This window comes from Phytohabitans sp. LJ34 (genome assembly GCF_052068095.1).
Lineage (GTDB): Bacteria > Actinomycetota > Actinomycetes > Mycobacteriales > Micromonosporaceae > Phytohabitans.
Genome location: NZ_JBQHDG010000010.1, coordinates 1 through 23,144, shown reverse-complemented (window position 1 = coordinate 23,144; position 23,144 = coordinate 1). Strand labels below are relative to the sequence as shown.

The 23,144-nt window shown below is 73.7% G+C and carries 21 protein-coding genes; 14 read left to right on the top strand and 7 right to left on the bottom strand.

All coding sequences use genetic code 11. The features are described 5' to 3' along the window. Positions 1-93 precede the first annotated feature (93 nt). The 3 genes from ACTMTJ_RS18900 (at position 94) to ACTMTJ_RS18890 (ending at position 2,422) form a co-directional block, all read left to right on the top strand. A complete protein-coding gene (locus tag ACTMTJ_RS18900) occupies positions 94-1,245 on the top strand; it encodes a sensor histidine kinase (protein ID WP_441218290.1) in 1,152 nt (383 codons plus the stop codon). Continuing rightward, entirely contained in the window at positions 1,242-1,892 is a 651-nt protein-coding gene (locus ACTMTJ_RS18895) for a response regulator (RefSeq protein ID WP_441218288.1), read from the top strand. Before ACTMTJ_RS18900 ends, ACTMTJ_RS18895 begins: the two co-directional genes overlap by 4 nt. Positions 1,893-1,972: 80 nt before the next feature. Next, the gene (locus tag ACTMTJ_RS18890; protein WP_441218286.1) at positions 1,973-2,422 is read left to right on the top strand and encodes an ATP-binding protein; all 450 of its coding nucleotides are present in this window, start codon (positions 1,973-1,975) and stop codon (positions 2,420-2,422) included. Between the two features lie 6 nt (positions 2,423-2,428). Here ACTMTJ_RS18890 and ACTMTJ_RS18885 read toward each other — a convergent pair whose 3' ends face one another. After that, positions 2,429-4,006, bottom strand: a complete 1,578-nt coding sequence (locus ACTMTJ_RS18885) for a carboxylesterase/lipase family protein (RefSeq protein ID WP_441218284.1) — start codon at positions 4,004-4,006, stop codon at positions 2,429-2,431. A gap of 152 nt (positions 4,007-4,158) precedes the next feature. Between ACTMTJ_RS18885 and ACTMTJ_RS18880 the strand changes: the two genes are divergently transcribed. Next, a complete protein-coding gene (locus tag ACTMTJ_RS18880; RefSeq protein ID WP_441218282.1) occupies positions 4,159-4,881 on the top strand; it encodes a DUF899 family protein in 723 nt (240 codons plus the stop codon). Positions 4,882-4,883: 2 nt separating this feature from the next. Here the strand turns inward: ACTMTJ_RS18880 and ACTMTJ_RS18875 are convergent, their stop codons facing one another. Further along, positions 4,884-5,273, bottom strand: a complete 390-nt coding sequence (locus ACTMTJ_RS18875) for a VOC family protein (protein ID WP_441218281.1) — start codon at positions 5,271-5,273, stop codon at positions 4,884-4,886. A gap of 91 nt (positions 5,274-5,364) precedes the next feature. Beyond that, entirely contained in the window at positions 5,365-6,147 is a 783-nt protein-coding gene (locus tag ACTMTJ_RS18870; RefSeq protein WP_441218279.1) for a hypothetical protein, read from the bottom strand. Between the two features lie 179 nt (positions 6,148-6,326). Between ACTMTJ_RS18870 and ACTMTJ_RS18865 the strand changes: the two genes are divergently transcribed. From ACTMTJ_RS18865 to ACTMTJ_RS18830, 8 genes are all read left to right on the top strand, one after another. Beyond that, entirely contained in the window at positions 6,327-7,163 is an 837-nt protein-coding gene (locus ACTMTJ_RS18865; protein WP_441218278.1) for an aldo/keto reductase, read from the top strand. A 126-nt stretch (positions 7,164-7,289) separates the two neighbouring features. Further along, the gene (locus ACTMTJ_RS18860; RefSeq protein WP_441218276.1) at positions 7,290-8,858 is read left to right on the top strand and encodes a flavin monoamine oxidase family protein; all 1,569 of its coding nucleotides are present in this window, start codon (positions 7,290-7,292) and stop codon (positions 8,856-8,858) included. Positions 8,859-8,920: 62 nt separating this feature from the next. After that, complete coding sequence (locus ACTMTJ_RS18855; protein ID WP_441218274.1) at positions 8,921-9,553, top strand: response regulator transcription factor; 633 nt, start codon at positions 8,921-8,923, stop codon at positions 9,551-9,553. Positions 9,554-9,717: 164 nt separating this feature from the next. After that, the gene (locus ACTMTJ_RS18850; protein ID WP_441218272.1) at positions 9,718-12,561 is read left to right on the top strand and encodes a BTAD domain-containing putative transcriptional regulator; all 2,844 of its coding nucleotides are present in this window, start codon (positions 9,718-9,720) and stop codon (positions 12,559-12,561) included. A 122-nt stretch (positions 12,562-12,683) separates the two neighbouring features. Further along, positions 12,684-13,121: a hypothetical protein gene (locus tag ACTMTJ_RS18845; RefSeq protein WP_441218270.1), complete on the top strand. Its 438-nt coding sequence runs from the start codon at positions 12,684-12,686 to the stop codon at positions 13,119-13,121. A gap of 182 nt (positions 13,122-13,303) precedes the next feature. After that, on the top strand, positions 13,304-13,498 hold the full coding sequence (locus ACTMTJ_RS18840; protein WP_441218269.1) for a hypothetical protein: 195 nt from the start codon (positions 13,304-13,306) through the stop codon (positions 13,496-13,498). A 122-nt stretch (positions 13,499-13,620) separates the two neighbouring features. After that, positions 13,621-14,544 (top strand): aminoglycoside phosphotransferase family protein, encoded by a 924-nt coding sequence (locus tag ACTMTJ_RS18835; RefSeq protein WP_441218267.1) that lies wholly within the window; start codon positions 13,621-13,623, stop codon positions 14,542-14,544. Between the two features lie 67 nt (positions 14,545-14,611). Continuing rightward, positions 14,612-15,073 (top strand): hypothetical protein, encoded by a 462-nt coding sequence (locus ACTMTJ_RS18830; protein ID WP_441218265.1) that lies wholly within the window; start codon positions 14,612-14,614, stop codon positions 15,071-15,073. Positions 15,074-15,089: 16 nt separating this feature from the next. Here the strand turns inward: ACTMTJ_RS18830 and ACTMTJ_RS18825 are convergent, their stop codons facing one another. Then, positions 15,090-17,441 (bottom strand): Hsp70 family protein, encoded by a 2,352-nt coding sequence (locus ACTMTJ_RS18825; RefSeq protein WP_441218263.1) that lies wholly within the window; start codon positions 17,439-17,441, stop codon positions 15,090-15,092. A 55-nt stretch (positions 17,442-17,496) separates the two neighbouring features. Then, positions 17,497-18,027, bottom strand: coding sequence for a CGNR zinc finger domain-containing protein (locus ACTMTJ_RS18820; protein WP_441218261.1), 531 nt, complete (start codon positions 18,025-18,027; stop codon positions 17,497-17,499). Positions 18,028-18,114: 87 nt separating this feature from the next. Here ACTMTJ_RS18820 and ACTMTJ_RS18815 point away from each other — a divergent pair, with 87 nt between their 5' ends. Further along, positions 18,115-18,732 (top strand): putative glycolipid-binding domain-containing protein, encoded by a 618-nt coding sequence (locus tag ACTMTJ_RS18815; RefSeq protein ID WP_441218259.1) that lies wholly within the window; start codon positions 18,115-18,117, stop codon positions 18,730-18,732. Between the two features lie 4 nt (positions 18,733-18,736). Here the strand turns inward: ACTMTJ_RS18815 and ACTMTJ_RS18810 are convergent, their stop codons facing one another. Beyond that, entirely contained in the window at positions 18,737-19,951 is a 1,215-nt protein-coding gene (locus ACTMTJ_RS18810) for a serine hydrolase domain-containing protein (RefSeq protein ID WP_441218257.1), read from the bottom strand. A 144-nt stretch (positions 19,952-20,095) separates the two neighbouring features. After that, positions 20,096-22,309 (bottom strand): DUF6055 domain-containing protein, encoded by a 2,214-nt coding sequence (locus tag ACTMTJ_RS18805; protein WP_441218255.1) that lies wholly within the window; start codon positions 22,307-22,309, stop codon positions 20,096-20,098. Positions 22,310-22,546: 237 nt separating this feature from the next. Between ACTMTJ_RS18805 and ACTMTJ_RS18800 the strand changes: the two genes are divergently transcribed. After that, the coding region (locus ACTMTJ_RS18800) for a cellulose binding domain-containing protein (RefSeq protein ID WP_441218253.1) at positions 22,547-23,144 on the top strand (598 nt) is incomplete at its 3' end.

The following is a 23,144-nucleotide window of genomic DNA, read 5'->3' as shown; positions in this document are numbered from 1 at the left end:
GGACCGCGGCCGGTCGTACGGCGTACCCCGGTCCGGTCCGGGACGTACCACGGTACGGGGCGGGCGGCATCCGCCCGGCGGTACCCTGCGGTCGTGGACGGTCGAGGGCTGCGGGCGTGGGGTGGCGCGTTCACCACGGGCCTGGCCTTCCCGCTCGCGGCGCTCGCCGCGGCGCTGCTGGTCTTCGCCACCGCCGGCGTCTCGGCCGGCCTGGTGGCGGCGCTCGTCGCCGCGCTCGTCCCGTGGGCGCTGCTGGCCGGCCAGGTCCGGGTCGGGCCGTGGGTGATGGTGGTGGCCGGCATCGGCACCGCCGGGTTCGTCAGCGTCGCCTACCCGGCGCCGGGCGCCATCTTCCTGGCGTTGCTGGCGGTGGCCTGGCTCGCCGCGACGGGGGAGTCACCCGCGGCGGAGGGGACCGGGTTCGCGGCGGCGGTGCTGATCCCGATGGCGCACGTGTGGCGGTACGGCGAGTGGCGCGAGGACTACCCCGCGGCCATCTTCTTCGGCACCGGTGCCTGCTTCTCCTGGCTGATCGGGCGGATCCTGCGCCGCGAGCGCCAGCTCGTCGCCGCGCTCACCGAGGCGCAGGGCCGGCTCGACGCCGCCGCGGCCGCGGCCGAGCGGCGACGGATCGCGCTCGACGTGCACGACGCGATCGGGCACGGGCTCAGCGTCGTGCTCCTCAACCTGGTCGGCGCGCGCCAGGTCCTCGACCGCGACCCGGCGGCCGCCGCCGAGGCCCTGGAGCGGGCCGAGCGGGTGGGGCGGGAGAGCCTGGAGTCGGTGCGCGGCATCGTGGGGCTGCTCCGCGACCCGGGCGGCGACCGGCCCGCCGCGCAGCCGCCGCCACCGGGGGCGCCGGACATCGCCCGGCTGCTGGAGACCGCCGCGGCCTCCGGCATGGCGGTGCGCGCCGAGCTGCCCGCCGACCTGTCCACCGTGGACAGCTATACCGGGCTCGCCGCGTACCGTGTCGTCCAGGAGGCGATATCCAATGTGGAGCATCACGCACCGGGCGCGGAGACGGTGGTGAGCCTGGGCCGGGAGGCGGACCGGCTCGTCGTCGCGGTGCGCAACGGCCCCGCCCGCCGACCCGGACGCCCCGGCGCGGGCGGCGGCACCGGCCTCGCCGGGATGCGCCAGCGGGTCACCGGGCTCGGCGGCACCGTGTCGGCCGGCCCGGACGGTGACGGCTGGGTGGTCGAGGCGGTACTCCCGCTGAAGACCGTGGCGGTGGACGGATGATCCGGGTCGTGCTCGTCGACGACCAGGAACTGGTGCGGGCCGGTCTGCGCCTGATCCTGTCGCCGCACGACGACCTCGCCATCGCCGGCGAGGCGTCCGACGGGCGGGCCGGCCTCGCGGCCGCCCGCGCGCACCGCCCGGACGTCGTCCTCATGGACATCCGCATGCCCGTCCTCGACGGCGTGGAGGCGACCCGGCAGCTGCTCGCCGACCCGGAGCCGCCGCGGGTGCTGGCGCTCACCACGTTCGAGGACGACGAGGTGCTCTGGGGCGCGATCGAGGCTGGCGCGGCCGGGTTCGTGCTCAAGGACGCACCCGCCGCGGACCTGGTCGGCGCCATCCGGGTCACCGCACGCGGCGGCTCCTGGCTCGACCCGCGGGTGGCCGGCCGCGTCCTCGACGCGGTGCGCCGCCGCGCGACGCGGCCACTCGCGTCGCTCGACGCGCTCACCGAGCGTGAGCGTGACGTGCTCGGCCTCATCGCGTCCGGCGCCAACAACGCCGAGATAGCCGGCGCCCTCCACCTGAGTGAGCGCACAGTCAAGGGCCACGTCTCGGCCATCTTCCTCAAGCTCGGCGTCCGCGACCGGGCCGCCGCCATCATCCACGCGTACGACGCGGGCGTGACGCCGCGCCGCGACACCTGACCGCCACGTTGCGGGTTTGCCGTGTCCCAGCCGGGTACATTTCCCGTTGCACGCGGTTGGCGCGGGGGATGGGAGAGAGCATGGTGGTCGGGCGGCATCCGGACGACCGGTTGCCCCGTCCCGCCGACTCCCTGCTGGAGACCACGTTCGCCGAGGGTGAGCTGCCCGCCGTCCGCCGTCGGCTCGAAGAGGTGGCCCGCGAATGCGGCCTCACCCCCGACGAGGCGTACGACTGGGTGATCGCGGTCAACGAGCTGATGGCCAACGCGATCCGCCACGGCGGCGGCGCCGGCGAGCTGCTCGTCTGGCGCGACGGCGACCTGTGGTGCGAGGTGCGCGACAAGGGCCAGGGCTTCGCCGTCGGCCCCTACCTGGCGCCGCGCGAGCGCCCGGCGCCGTCCCCCAACGGCGGGATGGGCCTGTGGATCGCCCAGCGGATGACCGGCGGCATGCGGATCGAGAGCGGCCCGTCCGGCACCGCCGTGCGGATGCGCACGCCGCTGCGGCGGCCGGGCGAGCCGCTCGCCTGACCCCGGTCACCGGGGGAGCGCTGCCCAGAGGTCGCAGTGGTGGTCGGCGGCGTACGGCACCGGGGCGACACCGGCGGTCGACAGGCCGATCACCGTGCCGCCGGAGCGGAAGTCGGGCCACCGCGGCCGGCCGGGACCGTTCGGGTCGCCGGTGCGCGCGAACGCCGACCAGTAGCCGATGATCGTCTCCGACAGCCGCCGCTGCCCGGTCGTGAGCGGCGGGTACTGGTTCCAGGCGGCGTTCACCGTCCAGGTGTACGGCAGGTCCAGCCCGTGGTAGGAGCCCATCGGGAACCCGTCGGCGGTGACCTGGCCGCTGTCCTCGCCGAACTCGTACGCGTAGACCGGCTGGCGGGCGGCGGCGGCCTCGGCGGTGCGCAGCACGGGGCAGGCGCCGACGAAGCCGCCCCAGTCGCCGAGCACCGTCGCCAGCGCGAGCGCCGGGCTGGCGTAGCCGGTCACCGGGTACGCCGCGAGCACGGTCCCGGCCCGGTCGCCGAACGTCGCCGTGATCATCGCGTCATACTCCGGCGCGGTCAGCGCGGCCGCACCGGAGGCGAACGCCCGCATCTCGTCGTGGGTGCCACCGACCAGCAGGGGGACCCGCGCGGCGGTCCCGTCCCGCAACGCGTCGCCCGGCTGCCGCGGCAGCACCGCCGTGCCGGCGACCGGGCCCCAGGGTTTGTCCGCGGCGCGGGCGTTCACCGCCGTCCCCACGCCGCGCAACGTCGCCAGCAGCTCGCCCGGCGTGCGCCCGCGCAGGCAGGCGGCGACGTCGGCGGCCGCGGCGCAGCCGACCTCCGCGACGGCGCGGGCACCGACCGCCTGGGCGGCGGCCGGCGTCGGCACCGGGTTGTCGCAGGCGCCGCTCTGGACGATCGCCCGGTGGAACAGGCCGCGGGCGAGCGGCGAGGCGAGCTGGGCGCACACCGCGCGGGCGCCGGCGGACTGGCCGGCCAGCGTCACGTTGCCCGGATCCCCGCCGAACCTCGCCGCGTTGCGGCGCACCCAGCCCAGCGCCGCCGCCTGGTCCATCAGCCCGTAGTTTCCGCCGCCTCCGTCGAGCGCCGGCGTGGACATGAAGCCGAGCGCGCCGAGGCGGTAGTTCACCGCGACGACCATCAGCCGGCCGGCGGTGGCCAGCCGCGCGCCGCCGTACTCCTGGGCCGCGCCGGAGACGAAGCCGCCGCCGTGCAGCCACACCAGCACCGGCAGCCGCTCGCCGGGCCGGACGTCCCGCGGCACGGTGACGTCGAGGTGCAGGCAGTCCTCCGCGCCCACGAGCCCGGCCACGCTCCGCTGCGGGCAGACCGGGCCCGGCGCCGTGGCGTCGCGGACCCCGGACCAGGGCCGCGGCCGGGCGGGCGGTCGCCACCGGCGCTGGCCGACCGGAGGCGCGGCGTACGGGATGGCCGAGTACGTCACGTGGTCGACGGCGACGCTTCCGCGCAGCCACCCCGAGTCGACCCGGACCACCCCTGGTTCGGGCGGGTGCGGGCCGGCCGGCGCCGGGGAGGCGACGAGGGACGTGGCCGCGAGCGCGGCGGCCGCGGTCAGGGACCGGGCGAGGGCACGGATCGACATGTCGCGAAGTATCGGCGGCGGCCGGCGCCGGCACGTACGTCGACGGCACCGTCTTGCCCTACGTCAGCGCGCGTACGACCGGTTGACGCAACCAGCTGATTGCTATAGATTGAGTGGCAACCAAGTGGTTGCTATTTAAGGAGGACGCGGTCATGCAGGATCGATCACAGCCCGCGGTCGTCGACCGCGCGGCCTTCCAAGCCGCGCTGGACGCGCTGCGGGTCCGCGAGAAGGCGCATACCCGCGAAGGCGACGCGATCGCCGCGGCCCGGCGGCGCCTACCGATGGTCGAGGTGGACCCGGGCACCGCGCTGACCGGGCCGCGGGGACCGCTCACCCTGATCGACGCGTTCGAAGGGCGCCGCCAGCTCGTCGCCTACTACTTCATGTGGCACCACGGGCACCCCGCCGCCGAGCAGTGCGAGGGCTGCACCTGGGTCGCCGGCCAGGTCGGTGAGCTGTCCTACCTGCACTCCCGTGACATCACGTTCGCGGTCCTCTGCCAGGGCCCGTACGCCGAAAGCGCCCGCTACCGCGACTTCATGGGCTGGCGCATGCCGTGGTACTCGGCGGAGGAGTCCGTCGACACGCTCCTGGTCGGGCGCCAGATCGGCCTGTTCCATCTCGTGTGCTACCTGCGCGACGGCGACCGCGTCTTCGAGACGTACTGGACGACCGGCCGCGGCGCGGAGGCGATGGACTACAACTACGCGCTCATGGACCTCACCGCGTACGGACGCCAGGAGCCGTGGGAGGACTCGCCGCCCGGCTGGCCACAGGACTGGGGCACCCATACGCGGGTCGACGGGCGCCCCATCGCCCAGTGGTCGCGCATCGAGGCCGGACGGTCGGACGACCTCACCGCCGGGTCCTGACGTCAGGTGGCGGTGGCCACCTTCCACAGGTAGCCGTCCGGGTCGCTGAAGTAGCCGACGTACCCGCCCCACTGCTCGGCGGCCGCCGCCCGGACGACGGCGCCGCCGGCGGCCTCCGCGGCCCGCAAGGTCTCGTCGACCTCGTCCCGGGCCTCGGTGAGGAAGTGGAACGAGACCCCGCGAAACCCGGATCCCTCCGCGGGGACGCCGGCCTCCCGCGCCACCGCCTCCCACTCGTAGAGCGCCAAGTCCGAGGACCCGTCGCCCATGCGGCACCGGACAAAGCCGGGATAGTCCTGCACGACCTCGCAACCCAGGCCCTCGACGTAGAACTTCTTGGCCCGCTCCACGTCCTTGACGCCGAGCATGATGACGCTGGCCTTCACCGCCACGATCCTTCTCCTTCTCCGGTGGACGCCAGTCACGCTATTCGCGGCGGGTGCGCCTTCGCTTCTCGAATCCTGATCGTCTGGTCGCCGGCGCTCAGCGGCGGTTGTCGCTGTACAGGCAGGTGGCCTCGCCGCGGCCGACGACCAGGGGCCAGCCGTTGCGCACCTCCTCCACCCGGATCGTGAAGTGGTGGTACAGGTACACCGGCGGGGTCTCGCCGGCCACGCCCTCGAAGCCGACCTGGGTCCAGGTGCCGTCGGGGCCCACCCGCACGGGCTGGTAGCGGTCCGGGAAGATCGTGCCGAAGCCGGGCTCATCGGGGCGGATCTGGTACACGTACCGGTGCGTGTACACGACGCGGATCGCCAGGTTGGGCGGGTATCCGCGTCCGGCGACGTCCAGGCGGATGGTGCGGGTGGCCTGGTCGCAGGTGAACGTGTAGGTCGTGCGGGTGTCGTACGCGCAGTACCCGTCGCGCTGCGCGATGGTCCCGCCGGTGTTGTCGTTGACGACCGTCACCCGGACCGTCTCGGTGTAGAACCGGTAGCCGGCCGAGGGCCAGGCCCGCTGGTAGCCGACGACGTCGATGGTGTTGTCGGACGTCGCCGCCTGCTTGGTGACCCGCGTGCCGACCTGGGGGATCGTGCCCTGCGCCGTCGCGGTGACGTAGCTGCCGGCGATCACGTCGAAGTGGACGGTGACCGGGAGGCTGCCGCCGGTGAACCCGCCGCCGGAGATCCGCGCTGTGATCGTGTTGGTGGCGGTGTCGCACACCACCGTCGCCTGCGGGCTGGACGGCGCCGCGCTCGCGGGCGGGGCCGGCGCCAGCACCGCCGCGACCAGCAGCACCCCGAGCGTGGCAATACGTGCTCGCACATCGATCCTTTCCGTCCGAGCCCCCGTGGCCGGACATCTGCCGATCCATCCGAGCAGACCGGCCTGCGGTGCCGCTGCCGTGCGCCGCGGGATCGCTGCCGTCTCGCTGCCAGCCCCGGTCACCCCGGGCGGCCGCCGATCGACCGGCTGCCGCGGCCGGACCGCACTAGGGTGGTGCCATGATTCCGAACGTCCAGCTCAACGACGGTACGGCCATCCCACAGCTCGGGTTCGGCACGTTCCTCGTCCCGCCGGAGCAGACCGCGCAGACGGTCGGGGAGGCGCTCCGGCTCGGCTACCGGCACATCGACACCGCACAGGGCTACGCCAACGAGGAGGGCGTCGGGCGGGCCATCGCCGAGTCCGGGATCCCCCGCGACGAGGTGTACGTCACCAGCAAGCTCGACAACGGCAACCACCGCCCGGACGACGTGCGCCGCTCGTTCGACGAGACCCTGCGCAAGCTCGGCGTCGAGCGCCTCGACCTCTTCCTGATCCACTGGCCGGTGCCGATGCTGTACGACGGCGACTACGTCTCGACCTGGAAGGCGATGGCGGAGCTCGTCGAGGGCGGGCGGCTGACGTCGGTCGGCGTGTCGAACTTCGAGCCGGCGCACCTCGACCGCGTCGTCGGCGAGACCGGCGTGGTCCCGGCGGTCAACCAGATCGAGGCACACCCGTACTTCCCCAACGACACCGCGCGCGCCGCGTCGCACGCGCACGGCATCGCCGTGGAGGCGTGGGGCCCGCTGGGGCAGGGCGCGGTCCTCGACGACCCGGTGATCACCAAGATCGCCGAAGCGCGGAGCCGGGCCAACTCGCAGGTCATCCTGCGCTGGCACATCCAGCGCGGCGACATCGTCTTCCCCAAGTCGACGCACCGCGAGCGGATGGCGGAAAACCTCGCCCTGTTCGACTTCGCGCTCTCCGCCGACGAGGTCGCCGCGATCGACGGCCTGAGCCAGGGCGAGGCCGGGCGGGTCGGCCCGCACCCGGACACCTTCGACCTGCACTGACGACCGAGGCCGCCCGCCGCACCGCCCGACCCGGGTCGGCTAGCGGACGTCTATCCGGTGTTTATGCCTCCCGCACACGCTGGGTGACGGTCGTCCACAGGGGACGGCCAGGGGGAGGCGTCGGAAATGCGTTCGTGGGGGGACGGTGTGCGCCGTGGGGACGGCCACGCCGAGGACAAATGGCAGGACTGCCTGCGGTTGGGCGATGAGCTGGCCGCCATGGGACCGGACGGCGCGGAGCGGCGCCGCCGGCACCGGGAGGCGCTTCTCGGTGACGGTCCGTCACCGTCTGAGCGCCCGCTGCGGGTGCTGGTGCTCGGCGCCGGCATCGCCGGGCTCTGCGCGGCCTCCGCGTTGCGGCGGGCCGGCCACGACGTGCACATCCTGGAGGCCGACCCGGCCCGCATCGGTGGACGCCTGGCGGCGACGGACCCGCTGCCGTACGCGGAACCGGGCGGAGTGTCCATCCCGGACACCCACACGCTGGCCCTGTCCCTCGTGGACGGTCTCGGGCTGCGCCGCCGCCCGGCCGCGCCCGCGGTCGTGCCCGCCGGCTACACCGCGGTCGACCTGCTCGACGAGGTACTGGACGCCGTGGCGGACTACCACACGGCGGACAGCCCGGACGGCCGCGTGGTCGGGTGGGCGCGGCTCGTGCACGACCTCGACCGCCTGTCGCTGGGACGGTTCCTCACCGAGTGGGCCGGCCTCGACACCACGGCGGTATCCGCGATCGGGCGGCTGGAGCACGTCGGGTACCGGATGTCGATGTCCTTTGTGGACTTCTATCTGCACCACCTGCACGCCGGCCGGCGCGCGGCCCGCTGGGAGATCGAGGGCGGGAGCTGGCGGCTGCCGTACGCGTTCGGCCCGGTGCTCGACGACATGGTCAGCCTCGACCGGCGGGTGACCCGGATCGAGTACTACGACCCGGCCCGTCCCGCCGCGCCGTACACCCACGTGGCCACGGAGGGCCCGCGCGTGTGGGTGGAGACGCTGTCCAGCCGGGGCCGGCGGGAGGGGTTCCCGGCCGACGCCGCGGTCGTGACGCTGCCTTTCGCGGCGCTGCGCCAGGTGCGGATCGAGCCGTCCCTACCGGCCGCCAAGCGGCGCGCGGTCATGGCGCTACGGTACGAGCCGGTGACCACGGTGCGGCTGGAGTTCGACCGGCGGTGGTGGGAGTTCACCGAGGACGAGTGGCGGCGCGAGCTCGACGCGCTCGCGCCGGGCCTCTACGACCGGTACGCGGCGGCGCGCGGCGGGCGGGTGGCGAGGTCGGGCGCCACCAACCGGCTCGCGTCGTTTCCCGGCGGGCCGGTGCCGGGCACCGACGGCGGCGTCGTGCTGGCCAGCCACGCGCGGGGCGGCGGCGCGGTGCGGTGGGACGCGATGGAGCCCGACGACCGGTACGCGCGGGCGTTGCGCGGCCTCCAGGAGGTGTACGGCAACCGGATCGAGGCCTTCTACACCGGCCACGGCGCCACCGGCGGCTGGGCCACCGGCGAGGCGGTGCTCGCGCCCGGCCAGCTGACCGCGCACCACCTCGCCGGCGCGGCGCCGGTCGGGCCGCTGCACTTCGCCGGCGAGCACACCTCGCTCAAGCGGTCGTCCGTCGAGGGCGCGATCGAGTCGGGAGTACGCGCCGCCCTCGCGGTGCACGACCTCACCCGCGAGCCGGTGTGCGCCCGGCGCTGAACACCCGGCCTCGTCTATCGGGTGGCGATCGGCTGTCGACGCGCCGCGTGCTTGATGGATCGGTGGATGTCGTCGGGGTCGCGGTGCTCGCCGGCGACCAGCTCACCCGGGACGGGGTCGTCGCCGGCCTGGCCACCCAGGCCGCCGTCGAGGTGTACCTCGGCGAGCGCCAGCGCTCGGCGCGGGTGCTGCTCGCCGTCGTGGACCAGGTCACGGAGGAGGTGCTCGGGGGGATCGAGCGCTTCGGCCGGGCCGCCCGGCACCGCGACCCCGCGGTCGTGCTGGTCGCCCAGGAGATCCGCGAGCACCACCTGCTGCGCGCGGTCGAGCTCGGGCTCGCCGCCCTGCTGCCGCGCCGGGAGGCCGGCTTCGACCAGATCGCGCGCGCCGTCGTGGCCGCGGCGTCCGGCCGGGCCGAGCTGCCCGCGGCGGTCACCCGCCGCCTCCTGGAGCAGCTGCGCACGGTACAGCGGGACGTGCTCGGCCCGCGCGGCCTGACCGTCAGCGGGTTCACCGAGCGTGAGCTGGAGGTGCTGCGCCTGCTCGCGGACGGCCTGGACACCGGCGAGGTGGCGCTGAAGCTCAACTACTCGCAGCGCACCGTCAAGAACATCATCTACGGCGTGATGAACCGTTTCGGCCTGCGCAACCGCACCCACGCGGTCGCGTACGCGATCCGGACGGGAGCGCTCTGACCGTCCACAGTGTGCGCCGGGGCAGCCATCGACGGTCGCGAGGGCAGCGGGGTACCCACGGGAGGCGCGTGGCCCGGTAGCATGGCGTGCCTCCGGGCACTGGACGCGCGGGGGGCGTCGTTCCCACCCGGAGATCAACGGCAGGATGCATTCGGGGGGAATGCGTGGATGACCGTTTGTGGTTCACCCTGCTCGGGCCGGTGGGGGCCCGGCGTGGACCGACGGAGCTGGAGCTCGGCTCGCCGCAGCAGCGGACCGTGCTCGCCGCCATGCTGCTCCAGGCCGGCGTGCCGGTCTCGATCCAGCAGCTGATGGAGACCCTGTGGGACGACGACGCGCCCCGGTCGGCGGAGGCCACCATCCGGACGTACGTGTACCGGTTGCGCCGCGTGCTCACGCCCGACGGCGCGGCCGCGCCGGTGATCAGGTCGGCCGGCGCGGGATACCTCGTCGACGTCCGGCCGGACGAGCTCGACCTGGCCACGTTCCGGCAGCTGGTCGGCGAGGCCGAGCTGGCCCGGCGGCGGTCCGACACGGCGGGCGCGGCCGACCTGCTGCGTCGCGGGCTGGCGCTGTGGGCGGGTGAGCCGCTGGCCGGTCTGCCCGGCCAGCCGATGGAGCGCTACCGGGCCCACCTGGCCAAGCTCCGGCTCAACGCGCTGGAGTCCCTGCTCGCCGCCGAGATCGACCTCGGGGCATACGTGTCGGCCGGCGACCAGCTCGCCTCGCTGGTGGCCGAGCACCCGCTCGACGAGCGCTTCCGCCGCCTGCTGATGCTCGCCCTGTGGCGCTCCGGCCAGCAGGCCGAGGCGCTCGCCGTCTACCAGGACGCCCGCGACGCGCTCGCCGCGGAGCTCGGCGTCGACCCGGGCCCGGAGCTCCAGGACCTGCACCTGCGGATCCTCCGCGCCGACCCGCCCGAGCCGCAGCCCCGCCCCGCGTCACCGCTCCAGCCGAAGCAGCGCACCACCCTGGCCACGCCGGCGCAGCTCCCCGCCGACCTGCCCGACTTCACCGGGCGGGTGGCCGAGCTCGTCGCGCTCGACGGGCTGCTGCCGGCCGGCGGCGCGCCGCCACCGGTGATGCTGATCGCCACGATCCACGGCATGGCCGGCACCGGCAAGACCGCCCTGGCCGTCCACTGGGGACACCGGATCGCGGCCCGTTTCCCGGACGGGCAGATCTACGTCAACCTGCGCGGGTTCCACCCGTCCGGCGTGGTGATGGGCCCCTTGGAGGCGCTCCGGGCGGTCTTCGACGCGATCGGCGTCGACCCGCGGCAGCTGCCGGACGGGCTCGACGCGCAGGCGGCGCTCTACCGCAGCCTGATGGCCGGCCGCCGGATGCTGCTGCTGCTCGACAACGCGCGCGACGCCGAGCAGGTGCGGCCACTGCTGCCCGGTTCGCCGGGCTGCCTCGTGGTCGTCACCAGCCGGCCGCAGCTGCCCAGCCTCGTCGCGATCGAGCAGGCCCGGCCGACGAAGCTGTGCGTGCTGCCCGACGACGACGCCCGCGCGTACCTGCTCAGCCGCCTGGGCCACCTGGTCGGCGCGGACGACGACGCCGAGGTGGACAACGTTGTCCGGCTCTGTGGCGGCCTGCCGCTCGCACTGAGCCTCGTCGCCGCGCGCGGCGTGCTCAACCCGCACACTACGGTCGCCGCGATCGCCGCACAGCTCTCGGCCGACCACGGCACGCTCGACTCCTTTGTGGACACCGACCCGGCGATCGACCTGAAGACCATCCTCTCGTGGTCGTACGAGCGGCTCAGCCCGTTCGCGGCGCGCCTGCTGCGGCTGCTCGCCCTGCACCCCGGCCCGGACGCCGCCGCGGCCACGGTCGCCAGCCTCGCCGGCGTGCCGGCCCGCGACGCGCGTGCCGGCCTCGACGAGCTCGTGCACGCCAGCCTGGTCCGCGAGCCGTCGCCGGGGCGCTACCTGCTGCACGACCTCCTGCGCGCGTACGCCGCCGAGCGGTCGCAGCACACCGACCCCGAGCCGGAACGCCGCGCCGCGGTGGCCCGGATGCTCGACCACTACACGCGTTCCGCCCGCGCCGCCGTGCAGCTGCTCGACCCGCAGTGGGAGCTCGAGCCGGATCCGACCACTGTGGAGGGTGCGGCCCCGGCCGACATCGACGACGCGGCGGCCGCCCGCACCTGGCTGACCGTCGAGCACCACTCGGCGGTGGCCGCGGTCGAGCTGGCCGCCCGCTACTCGCTCGACACCCACCTGTGCCGCCTCGCACTCACGCTCTCCGACATCTTCCAGCGGCACGGCCACTGGCGCGACCAGGTCGCCATGCAGACCCTCGCGCTGGCGGCCGGCCGCCGCCTCGGCGACGTCAGCGTGAAGGCGGCCGCGCACCGCAGCCTCGGCAGCGCGTACGCCCGGCTCAACCAGCTCGACGAGGCGGAGGAGCACCTGACCGCGGCGCTCGGCCTCTTCGAGGCGGTCGGCGACCGGGCCAACCAGGGCCGCAGCCACCGCGGCCTGGCCTACCTGCACGGCCAGCAGGGCCGCTACGACCTGGCGCTCGCGTCCAGCCAGCGGGCGCTGGAGCTGTACCGGACGGCCGAGGACCCGGCCGGCGTGGCCAGCGCGCTCAACGACACCGGCTGGTGCCACGCGATGCTCGGCCACTTCGGCGAGGCGCTGACCCACTGCCGGCAGGCGCTCGACGCGCTCAGCGCGCTCGGCATCGCGAACGCGGTGGCCAGCACCTGGGACAGCCTCGGCTTCATCCACGCCGGGCTGGGCGAGCGCCGCGAGGCGGTGGCCGCGTACACCCGCGCGGTGGAGATGTTCCAGGACCTCGGCGACCGCTACAACGAGGCCGACGCGCTGGTCCACCTGGGCGACTGCCACCGCGAGCTGGGTGACGCCGCCGCGGCGCGCGATGCCTGGCGCCGCGCCCTCCGGCTGCTGGAGGTGCTCGGGCACGCGACCGCCCAGGAGGTGCGCGCCCGCCTCGACCAGGTCGCGCGCGGGGGCCTGGTAAGTCCTTAGGGCAGAGGTGGCGGTATCGCCGGGCCGGAGTGGTATCAGGCCGTTGTGACCCCGGAGCGTCCTCGTCTTTACTGACTGTGCTCGACAAAATGTGAGTGCTGTTCGGAAAGGGCGTCCGGCAGATGTCTGTGCAGTACCTGGCCACCTGGGCCGACGGCCACCGCTACGACCTCGACCGCACAGAGGACGTCGTTCCGCTCCTGGTGTCGATCCACGAAAGCCACAAGCCGGTGGTCGTCACGCTGGAAGCCCGGGTCGACGCGCGTGGCCTGCGCGTCACCCGGGGACTCCACCTCGGCGTCGGGCACCAGAAGCGCGGCTTCGCGTTCCCGTTCGGGCGACCCACGACCGGGTACGCGGTGCACCGCGGCGTGCGGCTGTGGCACCGCGACATCATGTTCGGCTTCGACGGCACCCCGACGCCCTTCCACCCGGCGCAGACCCGCATCACGCCGGAGCAGATGTGGGCGCTCACCCTCTCGTACGTCGCCACCGGCAGCCCCACCGAGGCCGTCGCCTGGGGCCGCCCACCCGCACGCCGCAAACGCTCCAGCCCGTAGCGATGTGCGCTTTTGTGAGAATCCGCTCATCGGGCGAACCCTCGGCGTTTGTTCGTGAAGTGCCTCACGTGTGATCCACCGATTGGCATGATGGGCGTGCAGAGGGTAATCGTGGATGGTCTGCGCGCGAGGCCCGACCCCTGAGGCGCGCGGCACGTCCGTCCCACGAGGAGGCTTTCCGAATGACCGACATCCGCGCCGGCACCGCCAGTGGCGTCCGTCGCTGTGACCAGTGCGACCGCCCGCTCCCGGCGCTGCACAAGAACGAGTACACCCCGGTCCGCGCCCACCTCGTCGCCGAGCTCGGCGTGTGCGTGTGCGCCCACGGCGAGACCGACGACATCGAGGTCCCCGAGCGCGCCCCGTCGCTGCTCTGACGATCCGTTCAGAGGCCGATTCGCCCGTGTCCGCGGGCAGGTCGCCTGGAAAAGCCCGTGCGGGCCCCGGTGAAAGTCGGTTGCCGCGGGCGACCGGGACCGGCGACGGTTGGGGTGTGCGGATGCATGCCGATCAGCTGAGAGTGTCCCCGGAGACCGTGCGTGAGCTGGTCGAAGAGCAGTTTCCGCGGTGGCGCGGCCGGCCGGTCCAGGAGGTCGCGTCGGCCGGCACGGTCAACGCGATCTTCCGGATCGGTGACGACCTGGCCGCCCGTTTCCCGCTCCAGCCGGGCGACGTCGAGGCCACCCGGCGCTGGCTGACCGCCGAGGCGGAGGCGGCCGCGGAGCTGGCCGGCCGCACGCGTTTCCCGACGCCGGAGCCGGTCGCGCTGGGTGAGCCCGGCCGTGGCTATCCGCTGCCATGGTCGGTGCAGACCTGGCTGCCCGGCGTGGTCGCGACCGACGAGGACCCGGGGGAGTCGGTGCCGTTCGCGCACGACCTGGCCGCGTTCATCGGCGACGTCCGCGCGATCGGCACGCGCGGGCGCACGTTTCGGGGCAGCGGTCGCGGCGGTGACCTGACCGCGCACGACGAGTGGATGGAGACCTGCTTCCGGCACAGCGAGAGCCTGCTCGACGTGCCCCTGCTGCGGCGGACCTGGTCGGCCCTGCGCGCCCTCCCGCGCGGCGACGCGCCCGACCTGATGAACCACGGCGACCTCATCCCCGGCAACATCCTGGTCGCCGGCGGCCGGCTGGCCGGCGTACTGGACGCGGGCGGCTTCGGGCCGGCGGACCCCGCGCTGGACCTCGTGGGTGCCTGGCACCTGCTCGAAGCCGGGCCGCGGGAGGTGCTCCGCGCCGACCTCGGCTGCGGCGACCTGGAGTGGCGGCGCGGGCAGGCGTGGGCCTTCCAGCAGGCGATGGGCACCGTCTGGTACTACCGCGAAAGCAACCCGACCATGAGCGGGATGGGCCGCCGCACGCTGGCCCGCATCCTCGCGGACACGCGCTCCATGACCACGCTGCCCCGCACCGCCGGCTGAACCCGCCGTGAAAGGGCCCGCCCTACCTGACACCAGATGTCAGGTAGGGCGGCCTAGCGTGCCCGCCATGACGAACACGGATTTCGACTTCCTCGCCGGCAGCTGGGACAGCCGCCAGCGCCGGCTCACCAAGGTCCTCGTCGGCAGCGACGACTGGTACGAGTTCGACGCGACGCTCGACTGCCAGGTGCTGCTCGACGGCAACGGCGTCTTCGACGTGCTCCGGGCGCCGGAGCGCGACATCGAGGGGCTCACCCTGCGGCTGTACAGCCCGGACGAGAAGGTCTGGCGGATCTGGTGGGCCTCCAAGGGCAGCGGCGGCCAGCTCGACGTGCCGGTCGTCGGGCGGTTCGAGGACGGGGTGGGTGTCTTCGAGTGCGACGACACCTGGGAGGGCACACCGATCCGCGTGCGCTACCGCTGGTCCTCAGTGGACACCGCGCACCCGCGGTGGGAGCAGGCGTTCTCGACGGACGGCGGGGAAACGTGGGAGGTCAACTGGGTCGCCACGTTCACCCGCCGCGCGTAGAGGTCTGAGCCGCCGGTCAGGACTCCGGGATCGTGAAGGCGATGTTTCCGGTCCTGGCCGGCGACGGACTGTCGTTGTTGAGCCAGCCCAGGTCGAGCAGCTGCACCGCGTAGTCGCCGGGAGCCGGCCAGGTCAGCGTGAACACCAGGTACTGGTCCTTGCCCACCTCGTTCGGGTTGAGCAGGTCGATCGGCGCGTCGGTCGGCGCCTCCACGGTCGACTTGTCGGGGAGCCGGAGCCGGAAGTTCGTGTCGTCGATGTTCTGCCCGCCGGGGCGTCCGCTGGCGCCGTGGTACTTGATGTCCACGACGCAGGCCAGGAAGCGCTGGTCCTCCTTGACCTGGTAGCCGGTCTTCAGGTTGTCCCCGCGGACCTCGCAGGTCTTGGCCGTCATCGACAGCGCGCCGGCCTTCACGGGCTTGTTGGTCACCACCGCCTTGGGCTCCAGCGGCTCGAACGCGCCGCCCTCGCGGAACGGGACCACCGCCTTCAGCTCACCCCCGCCGCCGACCGTCAGCACGCTGTCGGCCAGACGCGAGGGCGCCTGCTCGAGCCCGAAGCCGAAGACCACGTTGCTCTTCGCGTTCGCCGGCACGGGCCCCGACGACTCGACGGTGCCCTGGTAGCTCTGCCCGTCCAGGCTCAGGGCCATGTCGATGCCGGCGTACACCGAGCGGTCGGTCAGGTTTTCCATCGCGGCCGTGACCGTGAGTGGCGGGTCCTTTGTGGAGTCGTACGTCGCCTCGCCGAAGCTGACCTTGCGGCCGCCGTACCAGATGGTCTTGTCGATTTTCGCGGTCTGCTGGTCCGCGCCGGGCTCGGCGGCCTCCTGCGGCTTGCCGCCCACGGCGATGCTGGGGTTTCCGCCGCTGGGGTTTCCGCCGTTGGAGTTTCCTGCGGACCTGTCGCGGCCTGAGTCGTCGGACAGCAGGTTGTAGCTCGTGACCCCACCCACCGACACCAGCAGGACGGCCGCGGCGGCGGCCGCCAGCACCAGGCCGGTGCGCTTGCGCGGGCGCGGGGTGGCCGGGGCTTGCGCGGCGGCGACCGGGTCGGGCCACAGCGGCATCGGCGGCCCGGAGGTGGGCGAGGGGCCGCCGGGCGGCGCGGACGTCGGGCTGCCGGACACCGGCACCCCCGAAACCGGCGTGCCGGCCAGCGGTGTGCCGGACACCGGGGCCGCCGCGGCCGGCGACATCGGCGTCGGGGCCGGGGCACCGGATGCCGGCGCGACCGGCGGCGGGACGGCGTACGGCGGCGGGGCGGGTATCGGCGCGGCCGCCCGCTGGCCCGCCGGCGCGGCCGCGAGGCTGCCGAGCGCCACCACCAGCTCGGGCTGCTCGATCACCGTCGGCGCCACGCCGAGACGCTGGTGCAGCATCGTGCCGACCAGCGGGATCCGGCTCGACCCGCCGACCAGGAACAGCCCGGCGATCTGCCCGGGCGCCAGCCCCGCGCGGCCCAGCGCGACGGCGGTCAGCTCGACCGTGCGGGCCAGCCACGGCCGGGCCCGCGCCTCGAACTGCTCCCGCGTCACGTGCGCGTGGGTGTCGAACAGCGGCACCTGCACCGCCGCGGACGGCGCCCGGGACAGCTGCTCCTTGGCGGCCCGCGCGTCGTCCCAGAGGGCGCGCCGCATCCGGCGTACCCCCTCCTCGCCGGAGTCGCGCAGGCGGGCCCACTGCGCCGCGTCGCGCGCGGACATCGCCTCGCCCACCAGCTCGACGATCTCGGCGTCGAGGTCGAGGCCGCCGACGTCGACGCCCTCGCTGGCCAGCACCTCCCAGCCCTGGTCGGGGCGGCGGCGCAGCACGCTCGTGTCGAACGTGCCGGCGCCCAGGTCGTAGACGACCAGCCCGGCGCCGGGCGGCACCGGGCGGCCGAGCACCGTCGTGAAGTAGGCCGCCGCCGCGATCGGCTCCGGCACGAGGGTCAAGGACCGCAGGCCGGCGCGTTGCGCGGCGTCCGCGAGCAGCCCGCGGCGGGTCGTCGCCCAGTTCGCCGGGTACGTGAGGACGGTCGCGCCGGGCGAACCGCCCCCGACCCGGCCGGCCTCGTCGGCCACCCGGCGCAGGATCGCGGCCAACAGGTCGGCGACCTTGTACTCCTGGTCGCCGAGCAGCACGCTGCCGTCGTCGATCCGACGCTTCGGGTTGGGCTCGAAGCGGGTCGGGTCGATGCGGGCCGCGCGCTCCGCGTCCCGCCCGGCGACCGGCGACCGGCCGGCCTCGGCGTAGACCGCGGAGGAAAGAAGTGGGCTGGAATCGAAGAGCAACTGCTGCACGCGCGCACCATGCACCGCGAGAGCGGCGACGGTGTGCGTCGTGCCGAGGTCGACGCCCAGCCGGGAGGGTTCTAGTCCGAGCACGCCGCCACCGTAGCGATGCACGTCAACGCGCACACCACCCGGTCAGCCGGTTCTGCTACCGGGTCCGCGAGCGGGCCCGGTAGGCACGCGTCTTGGCGATGCCGCCGCAGCCCCGGCCGGCCGGCCCGCCGGGGGTCATCGCGCACCAGGTCCGGCTGGCGTTTCGGCTGGTGTCGTAGAAGACCCACTGGCAGTCGGGGCAGGCCTTCAGCCGGTGCCACCGCCCGGCCGCGACCGCGTTGACCGCCGCCGCCAGCAGGTCGCCCGCCGCGCTCGGCCGTGCCGGCCGGATGAGCACCGCCGGCTCGTGCGGAGGCTCCCGCAGCGTGACCACCAGGTCGTGCCGGGCCAGCCGGTCGCCGAGCCCGACCGGGTGGGTGTGGCCGAGGACGGCGCGCAGGTCGGCCCGGAGCGCCCGCAGGTCGGCCAGGTCGGCGCGTGCGGCTCGGGGCAGGTCCGGAAAGGCGCGTGCCCAGCGCTCCGGTGTGGACACAAGCGCCTCCAGGTGGTCGACCGGCACCCGCGTGTCGTTGGGGACCTCCCACGTGTTGAGGAAGTCCCGCACCTGGTCCAGCGCCTCGGTCATGTTCACCATCGTAACCCTTGACCGGTTACGCCCGCGCGGCGCAGGATGTAACCGTCTAATCGAATAGGCGGTTACGAGGAGGGGATCATGGTGGAGCGGTTCGTCATCTGGCGCGGCGAGGACCCGGAGCGGGCGGACACGGCGGCGGTCGCCCTGTCCGGCGACTCGCTGAGCGCGCGGGGCGCCAGCACCACAGGCTCGTACGCGTTGAACTTCGTCCTGACCACCGGGCCCGGCTGGGTCACCGAGCGGGTCCGGGTGCACACCGCGGGCACCGGGTGGTGGCGGGCACTCGACCTGTCGGCGCGCGAGGGGGTGTGGGCCGCCTCGGTCGCCGGCGAGGGCGACGGGCACCTGGGCCCGGCCGGCGTCGCCGACCCGGCCGCGCTGCGCGGGGCGCTCGACTGCGACCTCGGCCTCTGCCCGCTGACCAACACCATGCCGGTGCTCCGCCACGACCTCGTCGCCGCCGGGCGGCGGGGCGAAGAGGTCACTGTGGACTTTCGGATGGCCTGGATATCCGTGCCCGACCTGGCCGTGCACCTTTCGCCACAGACTTACACAAGTCGCGGCCCCGCCCCGGACGGCGGCGCGGTGATCGACTTCGTGAGCGGCGACTTCGAGGCCGCCCTGCACGTCGACGCGGACGGACTTGTCGTCGACTACCCGTCGCTCGGCCGCCGGGTCGGCGCCTGGGCCGCCTGAGCGCTCAGCGCGGCACGCCGGCGACGCTCAGGACCGGGACGGCGGCGCGCAGGGCGCGTTCGCGGGGGTCCGAGGTCAGGGCCGCGCCCATGCGGTTGGTGACGTAGGCGTACCCGATGCCGGTCTCCGGGTCGGCGAAGCCGAGCGACCCGCCGATGCCCGCCGTGCCGTAGGCGGCCGACCCGCCGAAGCTCCAGGCCGCGCTCGACTTCATGAAGCCGAGCGAGTGCGGGATCTCGCCGTCCAGGTACGCGTCGCGGAGGCCGTTGCGCGGCGGCACCGCGGGCGCGGCCAGCTCCGCCAGCGTCGACGGGGCGATCCCCAGCTCGCGGCCGCCGGTGGCGAACACGCCGTACGCCTTGGCGATCGCGCGGGCCGTGCCCACGCCGAGCGCCGAGGGCACCTCGAGGTCGCGGGCGTAGATCCGCTGCCGGTGCATCGGCAGCCATGGCGGGCCGCTCACCACCGAGCGGAAGATGCTCGACCGCGGGTTGAGCGCGCCGAGCAGCAGGCCCGGCGACACGCTGACCATCACCTTGAGCGGGTTGGGCCGCTGGATCCGGGCCAGGCGCACGTTCGGCACGGTGCCGGGCAGGCGGAGGTAGAAGTCGAGGCCGAGCGGCGCGGCGATCTCCTCGTGGAAGAACCGGCCCAGCGAACGGCCGGCCGGGTCGACGCGGCGGATCAGCTCGCCCTGGTAGAAGCCGAGGGTGAGCGCGTGGTACGCCTGCCGGCTGCCCGGCTCCCACGCGGGTGCCTGCGCGGCGAGCACCCCGGCGAGGCGGTCGAGGTCGCGGACCGTGCCGCGGCCGATCGGCCGGTCGAGCGCGAAGAGCCCGGCCTGGTGGGCGAGCAGCTGGCGGACGGTCACCCGGTCCTTGCCGCGCTGGGCGAACTCCGGCCAGTACGCGCTGACCCGCTCGTCGAAGTCGAGCCAGCCGCGCGAGTGGGCCAGAGCGAGGGTCATCGCGGCCAGCCCTTTCGTGGTGGAGAAGACCAGCACCATCGTGTCGCGCGACCAGGGCGCGCCGGTCGTCGCGTCGCGCACGCCGCCCCACAGGTCGACCACCGGCTCGCCGTCCTGGTAGACGCAGCACGCCGCGCCGAGCTCGCCGCGGCGGACCAGATTTTCCACGAACGCGTCCCGGACGGACTCGAAGCCCTTGCGCACGTACCCGTGGACCGAGATGGGCCCGGACTCCCGCGTTCGCCATGCCATCAGTCCATGGTCCACGTTTTGGCAGGATTGGCGACACCGTTCGTTCATCTATGTGTCACTGGTCGCCCGGAGAGGTTGGCGCGTTCACGTCAGGGGGTGACCGGGGCGGGACCGCGCGGCAGCCCGCCCCGGTTGACTGAGTGGTCAGGTGGTGCAGGCGGAGCCGTTCAGCGACCAGGCCGACGGCGGCTGGTTGGTGCCGCCGTGGGTGCCCTGGAAGCCGAACGACGCGGTGCCACCCGCGGCGATCGAGCCGTTGTGGCCCGCGTTCCGCGCGGTCACCGCCGACCCGCTCTGCGTCACCGTCGCGTTCCAGCTGTTGGTGACCTGCTGGCCGTTCGCGAACGAGAACGTCAGCGTCCACCCGTTGATCGCGGCGCCGCCGGTGTTCGTGATAGTCACGTCGCCGGTGAAGCCGTTGCTCCACGAGTTCGCCGTGTACGCCACCCGGCACGCGGCCGGCCCACCGGTCGGCGGCCCGGTGGTCGGCGGCGCCGTGGTGGGCGGAGCCGTCGTCGGGGGAGCCGTCGTGGGCGGTGCGGTGGTGGGCGGTGCGGTCGTGGGCGGCGCGGTGGTCGGGTTGGTGCCGGTGATCGCCAGCTCCTCGGACGTGAACGTGCCGTGCGCCGGGTTGACATCCGCCTCCGGGCCGCCGCCGTCGCAGCCCCGGCTCGGGTTGAACATCAGGTACGTGCCGGAGTTGCAGCTGCCGCCGGTCGGGCCGTGTGGTGGCTCGGCGTCGCCGCCGACGACCGCCGTGCCGCCGATCGTCACTCCACCTTGGACGATCGCGTTGCCCTTCACGACCGCGTTGCCGGTGACCGTGCCGCCGTTGACCCAGGCGAGGTCCTCGATGCGGGCGTTGCCCGTCACCGATCCACTGTAGACGGCCGCGCGCGGCCCGACGTAGGCGGTCGAGGCGACGTTCGCGCCGCCGCCGACCCAGCCGCCGCCGTTGGAGTGCCAGCGCCCGCCGTTGGTCGCCGCGGGCTTGGAGTACCCGGGCTCGTGGCCGGACGGGATCGCACCCGAGATACGGAACTCGTACGGGTAACGGCGGTTCTTCGGCCACCCGTCGAGGAACGCGTACTTCGGCACCGCGCTCGCCGGCGTACCGGTGACGACGAGGAAGACCTGGTTCTCACCGGGCTGGAGCTGGAAGCTGATCTGCCCGGACGTGCCCTGGGTCAGCGGCCCGTACCGCGGGCTGGCGCCGTTGCGGGTCGCCACGAAGCCGAACGTCCAGCCGGTCGCGCCGGTCTCCGCGTGGCCCTTCAGGTGCAGGCGGACGAGCGCGCCGTCGCTGTCCGGCACCAGCTGGATCTTGTTGTACCCGTAGTCGGACGGCGCCATCGCGTCGGAGATGCGGTAGTGGCGGGCGCTCGCGTTGACCGCCTCCACCGGCACGCCTTTGTACGCGTTGAGGAACCCGGCGCCGTACACGCTGTTGATGAACGGCATGAAGTCGGCCCGGTTGGAATAGTCCCACGTGACGTTGCGCTGGGCGTACTCGCCGATCCGCCGGTTGAGCTCGGCCTGGTTGATGCCGGTGATCCGCCGGTACACCTCGAGCGGGTGCTCGGTGTTGCGGGCCTCGTTCCAAATCCGGTTGAACATCTCGATGCCGTCGCGGTCCTTGATGTACTGCGGCAGCATCCAGGCGCCGTAGTGGTGGCGGGACGAGGAGTAGTACAGGTTTTCCGTGCGCAGCCAGCGGGTCAGGTCACCGGCGGCGGTGCGCGGGTACACCTGCATCGCCATGAACTCGGCGCTCGCCTCCCAGAACGTGCCGGCCGACGCGTGCGTGAAGCCCATGCCGGAGCGTCCCAGGAACGTGTAGTTCTGGAAGACGTGGCCGAGCTCGTGCGCCAGGCCCCAGGAGCCGGGCTGGGCCGCGCCGGGCGCGATGTTGATGACGCCGACCCGGCCGTCGGTCGAGCCGCCGGTCGCCCACGCGTCCAGCGCGGTCCGGTTCCAGGTCCGGGTGACAATCACAATAATCTTGTGTTGCGCCAGCAGGCCGGTCTCCGGCGTGAACCGCATCGTGTTCACGTAGTAGGAGTAGAGGCTCTCCAGCTGGCTGAGGATGTTGTCCGGGTCGAAGCGAAACTCGCCGGGCGCCGTCAGCGGGTTGGTGCCGGACTTCTCACCCCACAGCAGGATGAAGTTGGCCGACTCCTTGGTCCGGTTCTGCGCCCAGGGCACCTCGCCGGTGCTGACCCAGCGCTCAGGTATCCAGACCGTCTTCGCGGCGGCCTCCGCCGCCGGGGTGAGCTGCGGCACGACCAGCGGCGCCGTGCCGAGGACGGCGAGGGCGAAGACGGCCAGCCAGCGGCGCCAAGTGGGCCGAGGTTTCATCGTTGGCATCCAAACGTGTCGGGACAGGGTTACGGGATAGGCCTCCTTGATCCCTGCCCGGAAAGGATGCGCACGCGGCCCAGCCAACACATCGTGGATGCGCCATGCGGGCCTGTCAAGCGATTGATCTCAATCCTTTGCGGCGAGTTGCATCGATGTATCTGACTGGCTATCTTGAGGCCGGAGCGGCTCCCGGGCGACCGCCTCCGTCATGATCGCCTGTCCTCGGGAGCCACCATGCGCCTCGCGCGTCCGCGTTCCATCATCGCCGCCTTGGCCGTCTGCGCCCTCGGCGCGGTCGGTGCCGTCACGGCCGTGACCTCGGCCTCGGCGGCCGCCGGCTGCTCGGTCACCTACCGCGTCGGGTCGCAGTGGCCCGGCGGGTTCACCGGTGCCGTCGACCTCACCAACCTCGGCGACCCGCTCAACGGCTGGACCCTGACCTGGTCGTTCACCGCGGGGCAGCAGGTCACCCAGGGCTGGAGCGCCGTCTTCAGCCAGAGCGGTGCCCAGGTCACCGCCCGCAACCAGACCTGGAACGCCGGCCTGGGCACCGGCGCCGTGGTCAGCCTCGGCTTCAACGGCTCGTGGAACAACTCGAGCAACCCGGCGCCCACGAGCTTCGCGCTCAACGGCGTCGCCTGCGACGGCTCGACGGGCCCGACCACACCGCCGCCCACGACGTCCGTGCCCACCACCGCGCCACCCACCACGGCACCACCCACCACGGCGCCGCCGACGACCGGGCCGCCGCGCACCACGTTCACCAACCCGATCAAGATGCGTGGTCCGGATCCGTGGATGCAGTATTACAACGGTTATTACTATTTGGCGA

Excerpts from the sequence above, each read along its gene's own strand:
- ACTMTJ_RS18820 (WP_441218261.1), bottom strand. The coding sequence starts at position 18,027 with ATGACCGAGGCGCTGGACCAGGTGCGGGACTTCCTCAACACGTGGGAG.
- ACTMTJ_RS18810 (WP_441218257.1), bottom strand. The coding sequence starts at position 19,951 with ATGGCATGGCGAACGCGGGAGTCCGGGCCCATCTCGGTCCACGGGTAC.
- ACTMTJ_RS18835 (WP_441218267.1), top strand. The coding sequence starts at position 13,621 with ATGCATGCCGATCAGCTGAGAGTGTCCCCGGAGACCGTGCGTGAGCTG.
- ACTMTJ_RS18845 (WP_441218270.1), top strand. The coding sequence starts at position 12,684 with ATGTCTGTGCAGTACCTGGCCACCTGGGCCGACGGCCACCGCTACGAC.
- ACTMTJ_RS18885 (WP_441218284.1), bottom strand. The coding sequence starts at position 4,006 with ATGTCGATCCGTGCCCTCGCCCGGTCCCTGACCGCGGCCGCCGCGCTC.
- ACTMTJ_RS18840 (WP_441218269.1), top strand. The coding sequence starts at position 13,304 with ATGACCGACATCCGCGCCGGCACCGCCAGTGGCGTCCGTCGCTGTGAC.
- ACTMTJ_RS18865 (WP_441218278.1), top strand. The coding sequence starts at position 6,327 with ATGATTCCGAACGTCCAGCTCAACGACGGTACGGCCATCCCACAGCTC.
- ACTMTJ_RS18830 (WP_441218265.1), top strand. The coding sequence starts at position 14,612 with ATGACGAACACGGATTTCGACTTCCTCGCCGGCAGCTGGGACAGCCGC.
- ACTMTJ_RS18815 (WP_441218259.1), top strand. The coding sequence starts at position 18,115 with ATGGTGGAGCGGTTCGTCATCTGGCGCGGCGAGGACCCGGAGCGGGCG.
- ACTMTJ_RS18880 (WP_441218282.1), top strand. The coding sequence starts at position 4,159 with ATGCAGGATCGATCACAGCCCGCGGTCGTCGACCGCGCGGCCTTCCAA.
- ACTMTJ_RS18895 (WP_441218288.1), top strand. The coding sequence starts at position 1,242 with ATGATCCGGGTCGTGCTCGTCGACGACCAGGAACTGGTGCGGGCCGGT.
- ACTMTJ_RS18805 (WP_441218255.1), bottom strand. The coding sequence starts at position 22,309 with ATGAAACCTCGGCCCACTTGGCGCCGCTGGCTGGCCGTCTTCGCCCTC.
- ACTMTJ_RS18860 (WP_441218276.1), top strand. The coding sequence starts at position 7,290 with ATGCGTTCGTGGGGGGACGGTGTGCGCCGTGGGGACGGCCACGCCGAG.
- ACTMTJ_RS18890 (WP_441218286.1), top strand. The coding sequence starts at position 1,973 with ATGGTGGTCGGGCGGCATCCGGACGACCGGTTGCCCCGTCCCGCCGAC.